Source organism: Pantoea sp. PvP021, from assembly GCF_054056055.1.
The window spans coordinates 354,492-372,642 of sequence record NZ_JBSRXX010000001.1; the positions used below are offsets into that span (position 1 = coordinate 354,492).

Annotated in this window: 14 protein-coding genes; 9 read left to right on the plus strand and 5 right to left on the minus strand. The window is 51.2% G+C overall.

Annotated features, from left to right (window positions below; all coding sequences use genetic code 11):
• The first annotated feature begins 86 nt into the window (after positions 1 to 86).
• Entirely contained in the window at positions 87 to 386 is a 300-nt protein-coding gene (gene iraP / locus ACVKSX_RS01550) for an anti-adapter protein IraP (RefSeq protein ID WP_163657636.1), read from the plus strand.
• A gap of 202 nt (positions 387 to 588) precedes the next feature.
• Here the strand turns inward: iraP and ACVKSX_RS01555 are convergent, their stop codons facing one another.
• Positions 589 to 912, minus strand: coding sequence for a DUF6388 family protein (locus tag ACVKSX_RS01555; protein ID WP_061703845.1), 324 nt, complete (start codon positions 910 to 912; stop codon positions 589 to 591).
• 254 nt (positions 913 to 1,166) lie between these two features.
• Between ACVKSX_RS01555 and yedD the strand changes: the two genes are divergently transcribed.
• On the plus strand, positions 1,167 to 1,640 hold the full coding sequence (gene yedD, locus ACVKSX_RS01560; RefSeq protein ID WP_010247616.1) for a lipoprotein YedD: 474 nt from the start codon (positions 1,167 to 1,169) through the stop codon (positions 1,638 to 1,640).
• A 100-nt stretch (positions 1,641 to 1,740) separates the two neighbouring features.
• Here yedD and amyA read toward each other — a convergent pair whose 3' ends face one another.
• The 4 genes from amyA to fliD all read right to left on the minus strand — a co-directional run bounded on the left by amyA (position 1,741) and on the right by fliD (position 5,520).
• Entirely contained in the window at positions 1,741 to 3,222 is a 1,482-nt protein-coding gene (gene amyA, locus ACVKSX_RS01565) for an alpha-amylase (protein ID WP_111533938.1), read from the minus strand.
• 101 nt (positions 3,223 to 3,323) lie between these two features.
• On the minus strand, positions 3,324 to 3,689 hold the full coding sequence (gene fliT / locus ACVKSX_RS01570; RefSeq protein ID WP_033758046.1) for a flagella biosynthesis regulatory protein FliT: 366 nt from the start codon (positions 3,687 to 3,689) through the stop codon (positions 3,324 to 3,326).
• Positions 3,689 to 4,096, minus strand: coding sequence for a flagellar export chaperone FliS (gene fliS, locus ACVKSX_RS01575; protein WP_033787599.1), 408 nt, complete (start codon positions 4,094 to 4,096; stop codon positions 3,689 to 3,691). Before fliS ends, fliT begins: the two co-directional genes overlap by 1 nt.
• Before the next feature lie 11 nt (positions 4,097 to 4,107).
• A complete protein-coding gene (gene fliD / locus ACVKSX_RS01580; protein ID WP_172608225.1) occupies positions 4,108 to 5,520 on the minus strand; it encodes a flagellar filament capping protein FliD in 1,413 nt (470 codons plus the stop codon).
• Between the two features lie 335 nt (positions 5,521 to 5,855).
• On the opposite strand from fliD, the gene ACVKSX_RS01585 reads away from it, so the two are divergent.
• The 7 genes from ACVKSX_RS01585 to ACVKSX_RS01615 all read left to right on the plus strand — a co-directional run bounded on the left by ACVKSX_RS01585 (position 5,856) and on the right by ACVKSX_RS01615 (position 18,075).
• Positions 5,856 to 7,055: a FliC/FljB family flagellin gene (locus ACVKSX_RS01585; RefSeq protein WP_307379549.1), complete on the plus strand. Its 1,200-nt coding sequence runs from the start codon at positions 5,856 to 5,858 to the stop codon at positions 7,053 to 7,055.
• Positions 7,056 to 7,262: 207 nt separating this feature from the next.
• Positions 7,263 to 10,784, plus strand: coding sequence for a glycosyltransferase (locus ACVKSX_RS01590; RefSeq protein ID WP_354438254.1), 3,522 nt, complete (start codon positions 7,263 to 7,265; stop codon positions 10,782 to 10,784).
• A 117-nt stretch (positions 10,785 to 10,901) separates the two neighbouring features.
• Complete coding sequence (locus ACVKSX_RS01595; protein ID WP_354438255.1) at positions 10,902 to 14,309, plus strand: glycosyltransferase; 3,408 nt, start codon at positions 10,902 to 10,904, stop codon at positions 14,307 to 14,309.
• Between the two features lie 171 nt (positions 14,310 to 14,480).
• Entirely contained in the window at positions 14,481 to 15,449 is a 969-nt protein-coding gene (locus tag ACVKSX_RS01600; RefSeq protein ID WP_010247595.1) for an HNH endonuclease signature motif containing protein, read from the plus strand.
• A gap of 144 nt (positions 15,450 to 15,593) precedes the next feature.
• Complete coding sequence (locus ACVKSX_RS01605; RefSeq protein ID WP_003854529.1) at positions 15,594 to 16,316, plus strand: RNA polymerase sigma factor FliA; 723 nt, start codon at positions 15,594 to 15,596, stop codon at positions 16,314 to 16,316.
• Positions 16,317 to 16,366: 50 nt separating this feature from the next.
• Positions 16,367 to 16,870, plus strand: coding sequence for a flagella biosynthesis regulatory protein FliZ (gene fliZ / locus ACVKSX_RS01610; protein ID WP_010247591.1), 504 nt, complete (start codon positions 16,367 to 16,369; stop codon positions 16,868 to 16,870).
• Between the two features lie 218 nt (positions 16,871 to 17,088).
• Complete coding sequence (locus ACVKSX_RS01615) at positions 17,089 to 18,075, plus strand: D-cysteine desulfhydrase (protein ID WP_022625488.1); 987 nt, start codon at positions 17,089 to 17,091, stop codon at positions 18,073 to 18,075.
• Positions 18,076 to 18,151: the final 76 nt, after the last annotated feature.

Here is an 18,151-nt window from a genome sequence, read left to right on the forward strand (position 1 = left end):
TTTTATCTCGCATAAACCTCAATCTTCGACTAGCAAAATGCGCACGCATCGCGACATAATGGCGGCTTACTTTTAGGAGGTCCGCGATGCGACAACTGGTAATTGATATTCTGCTAAAACTGGCAAAGATGGACGTCGATGCAAAAGAGTTGACGGCGCAGCTTGAAGCGCAGTCCCTGCTGGTTGCGGCGCTGCTGGTGCAGGCGAAACAGGACAACTCGCTGACCATTTCAGAAACGGTGCAGGATGCCATTATTACCGCGTCGAAATCTTCGACCGAGTTTCTGCAGTCTGATGTGGATCTGCTACTGACGCATATTAATCGTCTGCTGGCGGTAGCGAGTTATGTTGAAGTAAAGGGTAAAGCGACGGAAGGTGAAGGGTAGGGGCGGATAAAAAAATTCGCCTCTGGAGGTGGAATTGAGACAACACCTGCAGAGGCAGTGCATCAGCACTATTCGTTAAAGGACAATCACGACCTGAGTCGCACGCCGAAGTTATACACTTTCCCCTGTTTAGTACAATTTTATCTGCAGTGCCGAAACTGGTTGGAGGTGTGTGCAAGATACAACTTCAGCGCGGCCCTGATTAGAGCTCGTTTTTGATGCAAAACTCTTCCCAGCTCATCCCCAGCGACTCAGCATGAGATTTGAGATAAGTCTCGATAGCTTCAGCCGCCACCGCTTTATCCGACTCAGCGAGCTGAATAGAAAAGATCATTCCATCCAGATTCTTCTGCCGCAAAAAGGCCGCATAGATACGTTCGGCATGCCATTCGCGCAGCTGTCGCAGTGACAGGTTAGCCGCACGGGCGTCGCTCTCCGTTAATTCATCAAGCGCAGACTGAAAGTCGGGATGCGCGGTAAAAAACATCTCGCGCGCCTGGGCATAGTAGGCTTCTGGCGTTTTCATATTCATATTCCTGAAAGTCTGTTGCAGCGCGTCAGTGTAGCGGGTTGTCTTCCGCTTGTCAGGCGTGACAAAGGCCGGAGTTTGCATCAGTTCAGCCTCTGAACTTCCGGTCAAAAACCTGACCGTGGAGCTCACTGCGGGATAAATTCTGGCGCAATCAGGGTCTGCGTGGTGTTTGAACACCCAGATACCTTGCGCAACGCGGTGGAAAAATTATAACGTAGCCGCCATTGATGGGATCTTAGGGATTAAACATGAAAAAGTGGATGCTGATTGCCGCGCTGGCACTGAGTGGCTGTGCACAAATCAACGATTATGAAAATGCGGTGCAAACGCCGGCGCCCGCTGATCTGCAGGGAACCTGGCAAACCGTCGGCCCACAGAGCAGCCTGATCAGCGACAAGGCGATAGCCAGTGTGATCATCAATGCGGATGGCAGCACGCTGGACTGCCGTCAGTGGATGCGGGTGATTGCGAAGCCAGGCAAACTGACCCGGTTAAGCGGCGATTATGTCAACGTAACGCGTCAGGTGCGGGTGATGCCGCTGGTCGTGGAGAATGGCGAGCTTAGCTATGACAGGATGACTCTGCGTAAAGTGGCGCGTCCGACCGTTGAGTGTCAGCAGGCGCTGGAAGAGGTGGCGAAACAGCCGAAAGCCGCCGTGATTCAGAACATCGAACCGCAACTGCTGCGCACACCGATTACAGAAAACAACGCGAAGTCATAACAGCCGGACCATAACAAAACCGCCCCGACGGGCAGAGCGCACTTCACGCTTCTGCCTGCCGGGGCGGTTTTAGTTTTGAGTCATTTCTTCGGCAACGACCTTATTCTGCCACCACCCAGACGCTGACACTGCCACCGTTACAGACAAAGACCGCCGTGCCGTGCTCGTCGGCAGTAATGGTCTCTTCCCGATTCCCCAGATGATCGCGCCAGACCTTACCGGCAAAACCTTCACCCATCGGCACGCTTTTCTCACCGGCATCGCCGTTCGACATGATCACCACACAGCCTGGCTGTGTTTCGGTGCCGCTGCGGCTGAAGGCCACGCAGTTTGGGTGATCAAAATAGTCGGTCTGCACGCCCCAGCCATACTGCTGGCGCGCCCGGATCAATCCTTCCAGTTCAGGGATTACCGGCATCTCAATTTTGTGCTTCTCGCCGTCGCCGCCTTCATCTTCATAGGTCGCGCCGAACAGGTCGGGATAGAAGATGGTGGGCACACCCTGCTCACGCAACAGGATCAGCGCATAGGCCAGCGGTTTAAACCAGGCTTCTACCGGTGCTTCCAGCGACTGTAGCGGCTGGGTGTCGTGGTTAGCCACGATCGTCACGGCATGCCACGGATCAGCGACCACCAGCGAGTTAGCAAAGATCTGGCTCATGTCGTAGGCGCTGCCCGCGGTTGAGGCCTGGTGGAAGTTCATGTGCAGTGGCGCATCAAACAGCATGGTTTTGCCTTCTACCTGATGCACATACTCCTGCAGCTTCTCCGTTTCAAACGACCAGTATTCCGCGACGATAAACATCGGCTCCTCAGCAACCTCCTGAATATGGTCGATCCACTCTTTGTAGAACCAGGCCGGGATATGTTTTACCGCATCCAGACGAAAGCCGGTGCAGGGCACCTGTTCCATCACCCAGCGCGCCCAGTATTTGAGCTCTTCCCTGACCGCGTTGTTGCGGAAATCGATGTTGGCGCCCATCAGATAGTCGAAATTACCCAGCTCGTTATCAACCTGGTCGTTCCAGCCTTCGGCGGTGTAGTCATTGATGATTTTGAATACGCCGTTTTCGTCCGGATTTTCGATGTGGTCTACGCCGCTAAAGCATTTGTGGTCCCAGATAAATTTCGAATATTCCCCGGCGCGTGCCGGAAACGTAAATTTCGTCCAGGCCTCGCACCCGACCACTTCGTCGTAGATTTCATCGCGGTTATCGGGATTGACGCGGTTAACGCTGATCGTCTCTTTTTCGTCGGCACCCATTTTGTGGTTGAGCACCACATCCAGCAGCACTCCAACGTTGTGACTGCGCAGGGCTTCTGTTGCCGCCAGTAACTGCTGTTTGTCGCCATATTTGGTGGCAACACCGCCTTTCTGATCAAATTCACCCAGGTCAAACAGATCGTAGCTGTCATAACCGACAGAATAGCCACCCGAATCTCCTTTGTAGCACGGTGGCAACCACGCCATGGTGATACCTATTTCGCTGAGCCAGGCCGCACGATCGGCGACTTCCGGCCACAGTTTGCTGCCATCCGGGTAATACCAATGGAAAAACTGTAATAACGTTGGGTTTTGCATGTACCACACTCCAGGGGATGATGAAAATCAAGTATGGAGTAAGCGGCAAAAAAGAGACGCCGCGCAGAAAAATAAATCTGGCGGCGTGACAGAGCAGGGGGTCAGGAGAGGGTTTCGTGCGGCACCATAACAACGCCGCCTTGATTGCTATAAGCGGACATCACCGATTTCTGGCGACTGTTCTGACCCACCAGTGAGGCCAGCTCATCCATCCGCGCCTGCAGCAGACGTTTCACTTCACATTCGTTATCGAGAATACGGCGCAGCACCGGACGTAACTGCTCCTGAGTCTGTGCCGACGGCGACACGGCTTCCGTCGATTGGGCTAAGCTCTGCACCGCACTGACATACTCCATCTCCCTGCTGATCAATTCATCCCATTCGCCTTGTGCTGCATGACGCAGCATTCCCTGGCTGAGATCGAGTAACTGTTGGTAAACGGTAATCAGATGCGGTGCAGTAGTCATTAAACGGCGTCCTGAATCAGGTTAGGTTGAACTACTTCTTTCCACGCGTCAGCAATGTTACGCAGCAGGCCTTCGACCTCCTCGACCGCTGTAACATCATTGTTCAGGTTGGCATGCAACAGGCGACGCGTCATGTAGTTGTAAAGATCCAGCAGATTGTCTGCCAGCTCATCACCACGGTTTTCAGTCAGGCCCTCTTTCAGGCCGGCTTCGATAATATTGATCGCTTTGGAGATGGAGTTGCCTTTGCCTTCAATATTGCCATCCTGCATAAACAGACGAGCGCGGATTAACGCGCTCAGTGCACCGTCGAACAGCATCACAACCAGCTGCTGCTGGCTGGCGCTCATCACGGCGCTTTCTACGCCAATTTTTGCATAGGCTTTGGTGCCTGTAGCGCTGTACATGGTCACTCCTGTTATTTTTTAGACGAATCGGACGTGTCGAACTGCTGCGTCAGATAGGTGCTGGTCGAGTTGAGTTTACTGATGGCCATATCCAGCTGAGTAAATTGCGTTTTATAGCGTGCGATATCGGCATCAATACGATCGCTGGTGGTGTTATAGAGGGTGGTTAACCTATTCAGTGTTTTACTCACGCCATCGGTGGCGGACTGAATAATCCCTTTAGTAGCCAGCCAGTCAGTCAGCTTGCTGTCGATTTTAGCGGCGATACCGGTTTTACCGTCACCTACGATCATTGCTTTCACGCCCGCAGCATCTTTATCCAGTGCGCTGCTCAGCTTGGTCGAATCCAGTTTTAATGAACCGGTGGTGGGATCGGTGGTGACACCAATCTGACTCAGTGATTTAAAGGTAGATGTGCTCTGCGAATTAGTGAGCATGCTTTTCAGCTGCGTCTCAATCGTCCGTAACGTACTGTCACCCAGCAGGGCACCATTACTGGAGTCCTGTGCATCGCTGTTGGTATCCACTTTGGTGAATTTGGTCAGGGTATTGAACTGATCCAGCAAAGTATTGTAGGCATCCACCCAGGCGCTGATGGCGCTGGAGGATTTTGAGGTGTCTTTGGTAATCGTCAGCGTCTCATCGCCAACTGTCTTCGCGGTCAGATTTAAAGTAATCCCTTCCAGCGCATCGCTAATCTGATTGCTGCTGTTTTCAATCGCAACATTGTTGACCGTCAGTTTGGCATTCTGCGCAGCGACGCTCTGGGTCATCACGTTGCTGCTGGCGCTGGCGTCAAAGCCCACAATCCCCTGTAGCGTGCTGTCACCGGTGACGGCAATGGTCGCCACGGCATTATCACTGCCGGTTTTATTGGCGCTCATAGAGAGTCGGAAACTGCCGTCTGACACCTTAATGATGCTGGCGGTGACGCCAGCATTGGCGCCGTTGATGGCGTCACGCATCCCGGTCAGCGAGGTCTGATCGCTGGAGAGCGTTACGCTTTTGCTGGTGCCATCTTTTAAGGTAATCGCGATGCTGCGGCTGGCCACGGAGCTGTCGCCCAGCGCGGCGGTGTTGCTACTCTGTACTCCTGAGGTCAGAACCTGCGCCTGTGCCAGCTGCGTGACGTTAATGGCATATTTACCGGCCACGGTGCTGCCAGAAGTGGTCGCGCTGAACGCTGTGGAGCTACTGGCCGCAGTCGTAGCGGTAAAAAGGTCAGCACTGTTCAGCTTGGTATTAGCAGCCTGGAAAGTTGTCAGTGAACTTTTCAGGGTGGCGTAAGCACTGAGCTTGGCCGTATAAGCTGTCTGCTGAGTAGAAATAGGTTTGAGTGAAGCTTTTTCAGCGGTGGTCAAACTGTCAAGCATGGTACTGAGTGGCAGGCCGGAACCCACACCGAGGTTGCTTATACTAGCCATATTAATTCCTTTATAAGGTCGACAGAAAATTGATACCTGGGTTATCGGCCTTGAATAAGGAAAGTTTAAGGTTATTTGCCTTAGGGTAATGAGGTAAATAAGCACTATAGAGAAGGGTAATTCAGCGGCTAGAAAATTAATGAATTAAGCCTAAAGAAGTTCGGGCGGGTGGCGATAACTTAAAACGTGACAGGTTGAAGCAGAAAAATTCGCCTGGTACTAAAAAAATTCTAAAGGTTGTTAAACGGCAGACGATAACAACTTTGACGGCGCTGAAGCCGGCGGGTTGAAGCCCACACCTTAACCGAAAGACTTGATTAACAGGAAAATTCATCATGGCCCAAGTCATTAATACCAACAGCCTCTCGCTGATCACTCAGAACAACATCAACAAGAACCAGTCAGCTCTGTCTACTTCAATGGAGCGTCTGTCTTCTGGTTTACGTATCAACAGCGCGAAAGATGACGCTGCTGGTCAGGCAATTGCCAACCGTTTCACCTCTAACATCAAGGGCCTGACTCAGGCTGCTCGTAACGCCAACGACGGTATCTCTGCTGCGCAGACTACTGAAGGCGCACTGTCAGAAATCAACAACAACTTACAGCGTATCCGTGAGTTGACTGTACAGGCTTCAAGCGGTACTAACTCTGATTCTGACAAATCTTCAATCCAGGACGAAATCAAATCACGTCTGGACGAGATTGACCGCGTTTCTGGTCAGACTCAGTTCAACGGCGTGAACGTGCTGGCTAAAGACGGCAAAATGAACATCCAGGTTGGCGCAAACGACGGCGAAACCATCACTATCGACCTGAAGAAAATCGACTCCAAGACCCTGGGTCTGGATAGCTTCAACGTCAACGGTCCATCAAGCACGCCATCTGGCGCTGTTGCCGCAGACTTCAAGGCTGCGTATGGCTCTACTACTAATGTAACTGGTGCAACCGTTGCTGAATCTACTGCTAATGCCCTGTCTACCCGTCTGGGTGTGGCAACTGGTGGTGTTGCTGTAGATACCGGCACCGTCTATAAAGATGACAACGGTAAGATGTTTGCCAAAGTTACCGTTACATCAGCAAGCGATGCTGAAACTAACAACCTGAAAGCAAATGGTATTGATATTGCAAGCGGCGCTTCTAAAGACTTCTTCGTAGCCGTTGATCCACAGTCTGCAGATACCGCAACGACTCCTACAAAAGCGGCTTTCAAACTGGACACAACTAACATGAGTCTGTCCAGCCTGACCACTGGTGCATCAGCTAATCCACTGGCTAAACTGGATGACGCGATTGCAAGCGTGGATAAGTTCCGTTCTTCACTGGGTGCGATTCAGAACCGTCTGAACTCAGCCGTGACTAACCTGAGCAACACCACGACTAACCTGTCAGCTGCACAGTCTCGTATCCAGGATGCTGACTACGCAACTGAAGTTTCAAACATGTCTAAAGCGCAGATCGTACAGCAGGCTGGTAACTCCGTGTTGGCGAAAGCTAACCAGGTTCCACAGCAGGTTCTGTCTCTGCTGCAAGGCTAATAAGTTCCACTTAGCAACGCAATCAGAACCCCGCTCCGGCGGGGTTTTTTTTTGGCTAAAAACCTGAACGTTGAAACTGTTCAGGCAGATTAGGCCCTGTTTGCTGTTTTATTTCTCCGATTGAACTGAGGCGCAAATATTATGCTATGGAAAATATGCGCTGCTCTCAGTCGTTCGTGACTGAGAGGAGTCAGTGAGAGAGAGAAAATGGCTCAACATGATCTTGTTAGCATCATCATTACCGCACGCGTTTCAGCCTGGTTCACTAACGCACTCGACAGCGCGCTCAATCAGGATTATCCGCATATCGAAATTATCGTCGCTGATTACAGCGATGCTTCTTTCATTCATCAGAAGCTACAGGGCTATCTTGCCAAATACAGTCACATTCTCCGTTATATAAAAATCGATGATGCGACGACACCTGTTTATCAGGCTGCTGTAGACGTGGCGCGTGGAAAATATATCAAGTTTCTGTCAGATGCCGATCTCCTGAAATCATCCTGTGTATCCACCTTTGTGTCAGGACTGACTGCCTTTCCTGCGTGCCGTGTTGCCGCGTCCCGCCGGGAGCGTATCGGACCTCAGGGCGAAGCGTTGCCCGCGCTTATCTCCACCTCAGCAGTCAACAGTGAAAATATCATTATCAACGGGCAGGATTTGCTGCGTAATCAGACATTGAAAGCTTACAGCCTGCTGGGGGAAATGAGTGCAGCGATGTTCTACAGAGAAGATCTCGTCCTCAGCCTCATCGATCATTCACTGCTGACTACGGGCGACCCGGCACTGCAGGCGGTTCCGGCGCTGGTTATTTTTCATAGTCAGTTAAACCACAGCCACCTTCTCTGGTTTGCCACGCCGCTGTGTAGCGTACGCGCGTCAGACGTTGAACATCAACCTCATCAACGTGAAAGTGACGACGTGTTCAGAAACGGGCGTGAAGCTTTATATGAAAAAATCCGTAACGAAAGCGGGTTTAAAGATATCGACCATGCACTGCATCTTGCGCGAGTTGCTTCCCCTGAAAGACCTGATCTTTTTAGCCTCAAAAATCTTTCTGAAGAGCAGCAAAAGAACTTTACCTTAGACACGCTTGCGACCTGGAGAGCTTCACGCACCCTGAATCCGTTGCAGCATAATATGCTGGTGGATCTTGCCGCGACACACACGCACCCCATTAGCGTGCTGGTCGTGATTACGGTTACAGAAGAGACCGTCAGTGGTCTGGATACACTTTTAAAATCTATCAGCCAGACAGCGACAGTGGGCATCCGGTTTGTACCGTTTATCGTTGCCCTCGACGTAGCGCCTGATACGGACGCTGAATGCTATGCCGCAACAGAGCAGAGCCGAATCAGTGTCATCAATCAAATCATCCATGAACGTGAAGACCATTGGGTCATGTTTCTTGAGGCGACTACTATTCTGCACGCCTGCGGTATGATTGCATTGAGCAAAATGCTACTCGTTCAAAACCATTATTTAGCCCTGTATGCGGATGAATTTTTTTATATCGATAATGCACCACTCGGTGCCGCGTTCAGGCCCGATTTTAATCTTGATTTACTGCTCAGTTCGCCCAAAACGATGGCGCAACACTGGCTGTTCCGCCGGGAACTGCTGTTAGCGGCGGAAGGACTGGATGCCGATTATCCCGATTCAGCAGAGTTTGATCTCATTGTTAAGCTGATTGAATCACAGGGGTTTGAGGGTATAGGTCACCTCGCTGAGCCGTTGTTAACCGGCCACCTGAAAAGCAGAGATATCCTTGAGGATGTGGCGATCATTGAGCGGCATTTGCATAACCGCGGCTACACGGATGGACGAGCGGCATTAGATAAATTCTTCAATTATCGTTTACGATACAACCATCCCGATAAGCCGGTTGTTTCAATCATCATTCTGGCTAACTGGGATCTCGCCTCGCTGATTAGTTGCGTAACGACCGTGCTGGAAAAAACCACCTGGCACCAGTACGAGTTGATCATCATCTCTGATAACCAGGGTACGCCTGAGCGGGACAAATGGTTATCGGATATCAGTAACGTAGACCCCGCCCGTATAAAAACGGCGAGCTTTAACGGCACATTCAGTCACAGTGTAATGGCTAATCTCGCCGCTGAGCAGGCCACAGGTGACTATCTGCTTTTCATGCATTGTGAAATGGCGGTCACTGACGGTGAATGGCTCGATAATCTCCTGAATCATGGACTACGACCCGAAGTCTTTGCTGTGGGTGGAAAGCATCTCTCATCTGACAACAAGATCAGGCATGCGGGTTATGTTCTCGGTGTAAACGGTGCAGTGGGTGAAGTTTTCAGAGGTAATGACGACAAAGACGCCAACTATCTGGGACGGATGAATGTCGATCAGAACTACAGTGCCGTTTCAGGTGATCTGGTGCTGATGCGCAAATCGGTATTCGACGAGCTGGGAGGATTTGATCAGGATAAGCGCTTATATGCTGACGTTGATCTGTGCCTGAAGGCACGGGAGCAGGGCTATCTGACGGTCTGGACACCTTATGCCCGTCTGCATCGTCCTGCAGCACGCACCAGCCCGTTCCCGGATGAAACCGTGCAGACGTCCAGTAAATTAAAACAGCTGGAAGAAGACAAAATTTATGCTGAATGGATGCCGGTTGTTGCCAGTGATCCTGCATATAACCCCAACCTGTCAATGAGAAGTCGCCACTTCGAATTGAGAAATGATGATATTAACTGGCTGCCGGTCAGAGCAGAAAATCTGCCCACCTTCCTGGCGCATAATGCCGATATTTATGGGTGCGGACACTACCGTATTACGCAACCGCTTGAGGCGATGATAGCGGAAGGCATTGCTCAGGGAACAAGCGGCATGACGCTGCTTACATTAAGTGAAATGGGGCAGTTCAGACACGATAGTCTGATTATCCAGCGCCGGTATGCACCTGCATTTCATAACTGGATGGAGCGGGTCAGTAAACTTCATAACGTCTTTAAAGTGTTTGAGCTGGATGATTACATTATCAATCTGCCCATGAAACACCATGGCCGCCATGCTTATAAGCAGGAGACGGCAAAATTAATACGTAAAAGCCTGAGCTTCTTTGACCGCTTTGTGGTCTCTACCGCGCCACTGGCTGACGCGATGCGGGATATGCATCCTGACATCGTTGTGATGAAAAATCGCCTTCCTTCAGAGACCTGGGGTAACCTTCGCTCATTGCGTCAGCAGGGTAAGAAACCCCGTGTGGGCTGGGCCGGCGGTGTCAGCCATCGGGGCGATCTTGAGATGATTTTCGACATTGTCCGGGAATTTTCGAAAGACGTTGAATGGATCTTTATGGGTATGTGTCCGGATAAACTCCGCCCCTACGTGCATGAAATACACAGTGGGGTTGATCTTGCGCTTTATCCTGCAGCGCTCGCGTCGCTCAATCTCGATCTGGCGCTGGCACCGGTTGAAGACAATATCTTTAACGCCTGTAAAAGCAATCTGAGGTTACTGGAATATGGTGCCTGTGGCGTGCCGGTTATCTGCAGCAATGTAGCCTGTTATCGGGAAGATAATCTTCCGGTGACAAGAGTTAATAACCGGTTTATTGACTGGCGCGATGCTATCCGGATGCACCTCGCTGATCCAGATGCGAGCGCAAAAGTGGGGTTGGAATTGCAGGCTGAAATCCGACGCAACTGGATGCTGACCGGTGAGACCCTGCGTCTGTGGGCAAAGGCATGGCAGCCCTGATTCTTTTCGGTAACTATTAACCTTTCAGGCTATCTGATCAAAATTTCAGATGGTCTGAAACAGCGTATAGCACAGAACGGTTAAGTGATTTTATCAACCTGGCAGGGCGGAGTTGCAATGTCTGAATTTAAACATCCTTATTATATAGTTTCACCTGATTATCGGGAGTCATCCGGCGGTATTCAGGCTTTGCACAAACTCTGTCATCAAATCAATCTGCATGGCGGCAATGCGTGGATGGTGGATAGCGATATCACCAATCCTGCCTGGAATACCCCAAAACTGGATATTGAGATTTATGATCAGCATAAAAAATCGGAGCTGATCCCCATTGCTGTTTATCCTGAAATTTATTCGGGTAATCCGATTAAGGCTGACGTCTGTGTGCGCTACATGTTAAATCATGAAGCGCTACTCAATGGTAATCGTCTTAATGAAACAGAAGAGGATCTCTTTTTCTGGTACAGCTCACAGCTGATTGTGAAAGAACCTGATGTTGATTTTTTAACGATGGTAGGCCCCGATTTAGAGATGTTCTCGGATGACGGCAGAGTAAAAACGACAAAACTTCTTTATCTGAATCGGGTACCCGAACAGACCGTTGATTTTACGGGGTTACCTGACGATATCACGATTATATCGGTTCAAAATCCTCGTCCTCTGGCGGAGCTGGCAGAAATTTTAAAGTCGGCGACGGTGATGTACACCTTTGAATGGTCCGGAACCTGCAACCTTGCTGCGCTGTGTGGGGTGCCGGTGGTTTCTCTGGTCGCCCCGGGTTATGAAAAGCTCGCCATCTCTGACGCGTCGATTCGCGATATGGGCGGGGCGGGCGTCTGCTTTAGTGACGATCCTGCAGAATTGCAGCGCACGCGTTCCGGGCTTTATAAAGTCCGTGACCATATGAGAAAGTTTGAAGCAAACTTCTCACAGCAACTAATGCATTTTTTCAGTAAAACGCAGAAAGCTGCCCAGAAGAAAAGTGAAGAGAAGTTTTTAGCAACGGAAAACTGGCTGGCCTGCTATCCTGTGCCTGAACAATCTCTGGCCGAAGCGAGTGGCACTTTATCTCTCAGCGTTGTGGTCGTGGATGATCAGCAATCACCGCAGGCACTCGATACAACACTCTCCTTGCTTCATACATTGGGCGTGGATGTTCAGATCTACTCTGTTGTGGCAACAGGCGATGAGGATGGAAAACCGAAAAATTTCAGCCGCTGGCTGAGTCACCTGCTTGTTGAAGACCAGAATGAATGGATACTTTTCCTGCGTGCCGGTGATCGGATTTACCCGGATATATTCTCTGGACTCTCTGTTTTCAGGGAAAAAATATGTACATCCTTGGCATTTTATTCAGACAGGATCGTCTTGCATAAGGAAGAAATCATTGAGTCACATTTTCTGCCTGATTTCGATCTGGATTACTTTTTAGCGCTACCGGAACGCTTTACCAGGGGGGCTTTCTTCAGACGTGAATTATGCATAGAGGTCATTAAATCGCGCGACATCTCACACCAGACTGTAGAGATGGATTTTATGTTGCAGTTGGTTAATGCAGGGCTTAGCGCTGATATTCAGCATGTCCCGCTACCTTTACTGGCGTTATCATTAACAGAAAATGACAATCACCTGTTGAAGCAATCTTTGTTGGCAGAGCATCTGACCCTTAGAGGATGCAGCAATGCGCTGATTGAAAGAAAGAATAATGCTTTTAATATAGATTTTAATGCGTCAGACATTAAAAAGCTTACCGTCATCATTGTCGTAGAAGATGAAATTCTTAATGTTAAGCGGCTTCTGTCGACCTTTGTGGATACCGTCGCCGATATTGACTACGAAATTATTTTCATTGATAACTATTCAGCGGACGAGAACGTCAGATCATGGCTATCCTCACTGTCTGATATCAATGAGGATGTCTTCAGAGTCTATTTTGTTCAGGAAAAAATCAATATCGTTAGTGCGCTGAATTATGCTCTATCAGAGGCAAGAGGCGATTTTACGCTTTATCTTTCATGCGGGATTTATTTTAACAATAAATTGTGGCTTAACGCCTTATTGAATCACTGCAGCCGACCTGAACTTTTAGCCTGCGCACCCTTTTTAACAGATAAACGCAGCTATCTCTATTCCCCAGGCGTGCTGGAAGGAGATATGCGCTGCTGCTACAGTCCGTCCTGCACAGCGGACCCGCTGAACAGGATGTACGCACCGGAACTGAGCGTTCCCCGACAACATTTACTACTCAGCAGTGAATGTATCATGCTAAGAACCGCGGCGTGCCATGAGGCGGGAGGACTGGATGAACACTTCCCGACGATAAATGAGGCGATCAGCGATCTGCTGCTGAGGGCGTCTGACAAAGAAACGGTAATATTAGCGGTGCCTCAGTCGCGGATATGCTGCGATGACATCGTTTCTGACGCAGAACGCATCCCTGTTGATTCTCTCTTTTATGAAAAATGGATCGACCGCTTATCCCGCGATCCTGTTGTTAATCCTAACCTCTCCTGGAAAGGTGAGCATTTAGTCCGGGAGAATAATCGTTCGCTGATAGCAGCACGGCAGGGTTTAAAACCTGATGTGTTATTTTTATTTAATGCCGAAGACTCTACGGAAGTGCAGCGCGTTAAAGAAAGCTCGCTGTCAGTTTCGCAAGCCGGTAATGGCATACATACCTTAATGTGTCAGCATTTATCTGTTGCTGAGCTTTACAGAATGAAGCCTGCTTGTGTTGTTCTGAGCGATGTCATTGCCCATAAAAACGGGCGGCTGTTCAGAAACAGACATCTTTTCCCTGACACCCGTTTTATTGTTGAGGCGACCCGGGCGTCGTTCAGCGTGAACCGTCCTGCGTATGGTCGTGATGAGATCCTGCGGAACACTGACCTACTGGTAGTGAGAAACACCGCTGCGCTGAAATTGTTCAGCCACAAAAATGTAGTCCTTCAGGCTGACAAACTCGGTACAGACTGGCAGCATTTAATCCGGGCCCGCCCGGTTCCGCCCGAAAATCACGATAAGCCCAGAGTGGGTATCGTGCTGTCGGATCTGCTACCGGAAGACTGGCGACATATTGAGGTGCTTATCAAAGAGATGAGTGAAGATATCTGCTGGATTATTTACGGTGCCTGTCCTGACGCATGGAAAACGGCTATTCATGAATATCATCGTAAAGTGCCGCAAAACAGATTGCCGGAGATGTTTCAGTCGCTCAGGTTAAATCTTGCACTTGCCCCCCTTTCAGATTCTTTACTGAATCAGGCGGAAGGGCATCGGGTTATTGCACAGTTAGGTGCCTGTGGTTACCCGGTGCTTGCCAGCGATCATGATGCTTATAAAGAGATAATGAGCGTTGAGCGCATTAAAAATAAAACGTCGCAGTGGCGATTTATGATCAACAAAATGATCAGTAATCCCCTTTTGTTACGCAGCCTGGGTGAAAATATCTATCATGAAGTTAATGCAGAGTGGATTTATCAGCCAGGTGAACTGCCCGCATGGCTGACCCGTAAAGTTCATTAAAAGAGGAGGGTGGGTACGTTAGCGTATTCATCCTGCTCATGATTTTTCGCAGCTCATGGCTTATATTAGCCAGGTAATGATAATCCCCTGACCCGTTACAGTTCCCCTACAGACTGCCGATAACTCCTCACAGAACAACATCATTTTTGATTTTAACTTTGTGGAGTGTCTATGCGCTTCAATTATGACCTGTTACCGGGTGAGCGGCTGACCTTTGAAGAGATCGCCCGGCGTTATGCTCTGCAATACCCTGATGATAAAGAGCTGACGGCGCGCGCCTTGCTGAGTCCGTCAACCGGCCTGCGCACGCTGAAAATCCGCGCGGTGTTCGCGCAGGAAGAGAGCAACAGCCCGCTGGAGGATCTGCTGTTCATCTCCCATGACAACGAACGTAAAAATTACCTGCGTCGCTTTGAGCACTACCTTAAGCAGAATCTCTCCTTCCTCTATTTCCGTCGCAGCGATAGCGAAAAGCGCGACAACCTGTGGAAGGTGATGGGCAGCAGCCAGGTCTTCGCGATGATCGATCCGCAATCCGCCACGGCACAGAATCTGCTGAACAGTCGCGGCTACAAACTGGTGCTGATGCATCAGGATGATGAAGACGCTTACTGGCAGCTCTTCAATCCACAGGCGGATCCCTGTTTTCCGCAGTCGCAGCGCATTCAGTTCATCGTGGTGCTGAGTACGCCGCAGCACAAAGTCCCGGCGGCGGTGATGCCGGGAACGGAAGTCGGGCGTCGTGTCAAAGCCCGGGTGCTGCAGCGCGCCAGCCAGGCGGAATTCAGCGCCGGTGTCAAAGCCCGCTACGGCGCCTGTGTGATGACCGGCACCGAGCTGACCGAACGGCATAACTGGCCATGGGTGGAAGCCTGCCATATCGACACGCAGGAAGGGGATGACGGTGTACTGGCAGATAACAGCATCGATAACGGCCTGTTTTTACGCAGTGATTTGCAGCGGCTGTTTATTAACCGACTGATTAGCATTGATGGTGAATCGGGCGAGATTCTGGTGCATCCTGGTGAGGAGGCGCAGCAGCATCTGGCGCCCTGGTACCAGGAACTGGAAGGTCGCGTCTGCAGCCTGTGGGCGGCAGTGCCGCCCGCCACCCGGCAACGGCTGCGTGCCCGTCGTTAATCTTCACTGAAGAGTGCAGAAGGATCTGCACTCTGACGTAACAAAAATGAAATAGCCTCGTTTTACCCCGCCTATTCAGCCAATCGAAAACGCTACAGAATTGGATAATCATGCCGATAACTTCATTAACGCAGGGTAGTCAACGTGAACGATTTCTATACCGCCGAAGGCGTGATGGACAAGCATTCGCTCTGGCAGCGCTACGTGCCGCTGGTGCGCCATGAAGCGTTGCGTCTGCAGGTTCGCCTGCCGGCCAGTGTTGAGCTTGACGACTTGCTGCAGGCGGGTGGGATAGGGCTGTTAAATGCCGTAGAGCGTTATGACGCGCTCCAGGGTACAGCCTTTACCACCTATGCCGTGCAGCGTATTCGTGGCGCCATGCTCGACGAGCTTCGTAGTCGGGACTGGGCACCGCGCAGTGTGCGTCGTAATGCACGCGAGGTGGCCGGAGCAATGCACAGAGTGGAACAGTCGCTGGGGCGTTCTGCCTCTGAGCAGGAAGTGGCGCAGCAGCTGAATGTTTCCATGGAGGAGTACCGGCAGATCCTGCTGGACACCAACAATAGTCAACTTTTCTCCTACGACGAGTATCGGGAAGAGCACGGCGACAGCGCGGAGCTGGTGACGGAAGGCCATGAAGAGGCTAATCCGCTTCATCAGTTGCTTGAAGGGAGTCTGCGTGAGCGCGTCATTGAAGCGATCGAAGCGTTACCCGATCGTGAAAAGATGGTGCTGACACTGTACTACCAGGAAGAACTGAACCTGAAAGAGATTGGGGCGGTGCTTGATGTGGGTGAATCCCGTGTCAGCCAGCTGCACAGTCAGGCGATTAAACGCCTGCGTGCCCGACTTGCGGGAGCGCGCTAGCAGTATCAGTTCCTGGCGATTCAAAATTATAAAAAACCGGGGACTCAGTAATGGGAGCCAAGACCAAGGCCAGACCGTTAAGTCGTTATCTTAAAGACTATAAACACAGCCAGAGCAACTGTTCACACTGTGGCAAGGTATTAGATCGAATGGCGCTCGTTTTTCGTGGCCAGATCATCAATAAAGAGGCCATCGCTCGGATGGACCAGATGATTGATGAGCAGCTGTGGCTGAAACTTCAGCCCGAACTGACCGCGCTTTGTCGTTTTTGCAGTGATATTTTTTGTAATACCCATCCTAATTACTTCGACATAATGGCGTTTAAACAGTATCTGTTTGAACAGACAGAGATGAGCCCCAGCACAATTCGTGAATATGTGGTGCGGCTGCGTCGTCTGGATGAGATGCTGAAAGCCAGAAATTTCCCGGCCGACAGGCTTCAGGGAAATAGCTGGCATCAGTGTCTGGAAAGCGATCTGCCCGATGCCGGTAATAACAATTACCGCATCGCGCTGCGCAAGTACGATCAGTTCTTAGGCTGGCAGCAGGGTTAACCCTGATCTGCACCGATTGCTCCCCCGCGTGCCTGCGGCACGTTCCCCTTTTGCCCGCCAGCCGGGTAAAAGGGAAGGGGGAGCACGGCGCTTCTTTCTCCTGCAACTTTCACTACACATCTGTCTCACCGCATCTGCTGACACCTGAATCAGGGTGATCCTTTTCGCATCTTCTGCAACACTGTAAGGATAAATTGAATGCCCGAACGGAGGCAGCATTGTCTTTACATCTGTTACACCAATTCCCACGTCTTGAACTGCTGGGCGCACCCACGCCGTTAGAACATCTGCCACGGCTCTCTGACTACCTGGGTCGCGATATTTTCATTAAACGCGATGATTTCACGCCCGTGGCGATGGGCGGTAATAAGCTGCGCAAGCTGGAATTTCTGGCGGCGGACGCGCTGCGTGAAGGCGCCGATGTGCTGCTGACCGCGGGCGCTATCCAGTCCAATCATGTGCGTCAGACGGCGGCAGTCGCGGCCCGGCTTGGCCTGAAGTGCGTGGCATTGCTGGAAAACCCGATTGGCACCCACGCAGAAAACTACCTGAGCAACGGCAACCGACTGTTGCTGGATCTGATGGACGCTGAAGTGGTTATGGTGGATGCGCTGAATAACCCTGCGGAACAGCTGGCTGAACAGGCCACGCGTCTGGAAGCCCAGGGTTATCGTCCTTACATCGTGCCGGTCGGCGGCTCAAATGCGCTGGGTGCACTAGGCTATGTAGAGTGTGCGCAGGAGATTGCTCATCAGAGCGAGGGTGTGGTCGATTTCGCCGCCGTGGTCGTGGCCTCGGGCAGTGCCGGTACCCATGCCGGACTGGCGGTGGGTCTGGAGCATCTGCTGCCGGAGACCGAGCTGGTGGGCGTCACCGTTTCACGCCAGGTTGAGGCGCAGTTGCCGCTGGTGGAGCGGCTGCGTCAGTCGCTGGCGGAGACGCTGGAAGTGCAGGCTAAGGCACCGATTACCCTGTGGGATGACTACTTTGCGCCGCGCTACGGCGAACCCAATGATGAAGGCATGGCTGCGGTGAAACTGCTGGCGCGGCTGGAAGGGATCCTGCTGGATCCGGTCTACACCGGCAAGGCAATGGCCGGACTGCTGGATGGCGTGAGCCAGAATCGTTTCCGCCGTGAAGGTCCGTTGCTGTTTATTCACACGGGCGGCGCACCGGCGTTATTTGCTTATCATCCTTCGGTCTGAGACAAGCGAATAAAACAGTTTATACTCCGTGGGTTATCCTACTGGACTGGCAGCGACAAGCCGTGCTGCCCTTATA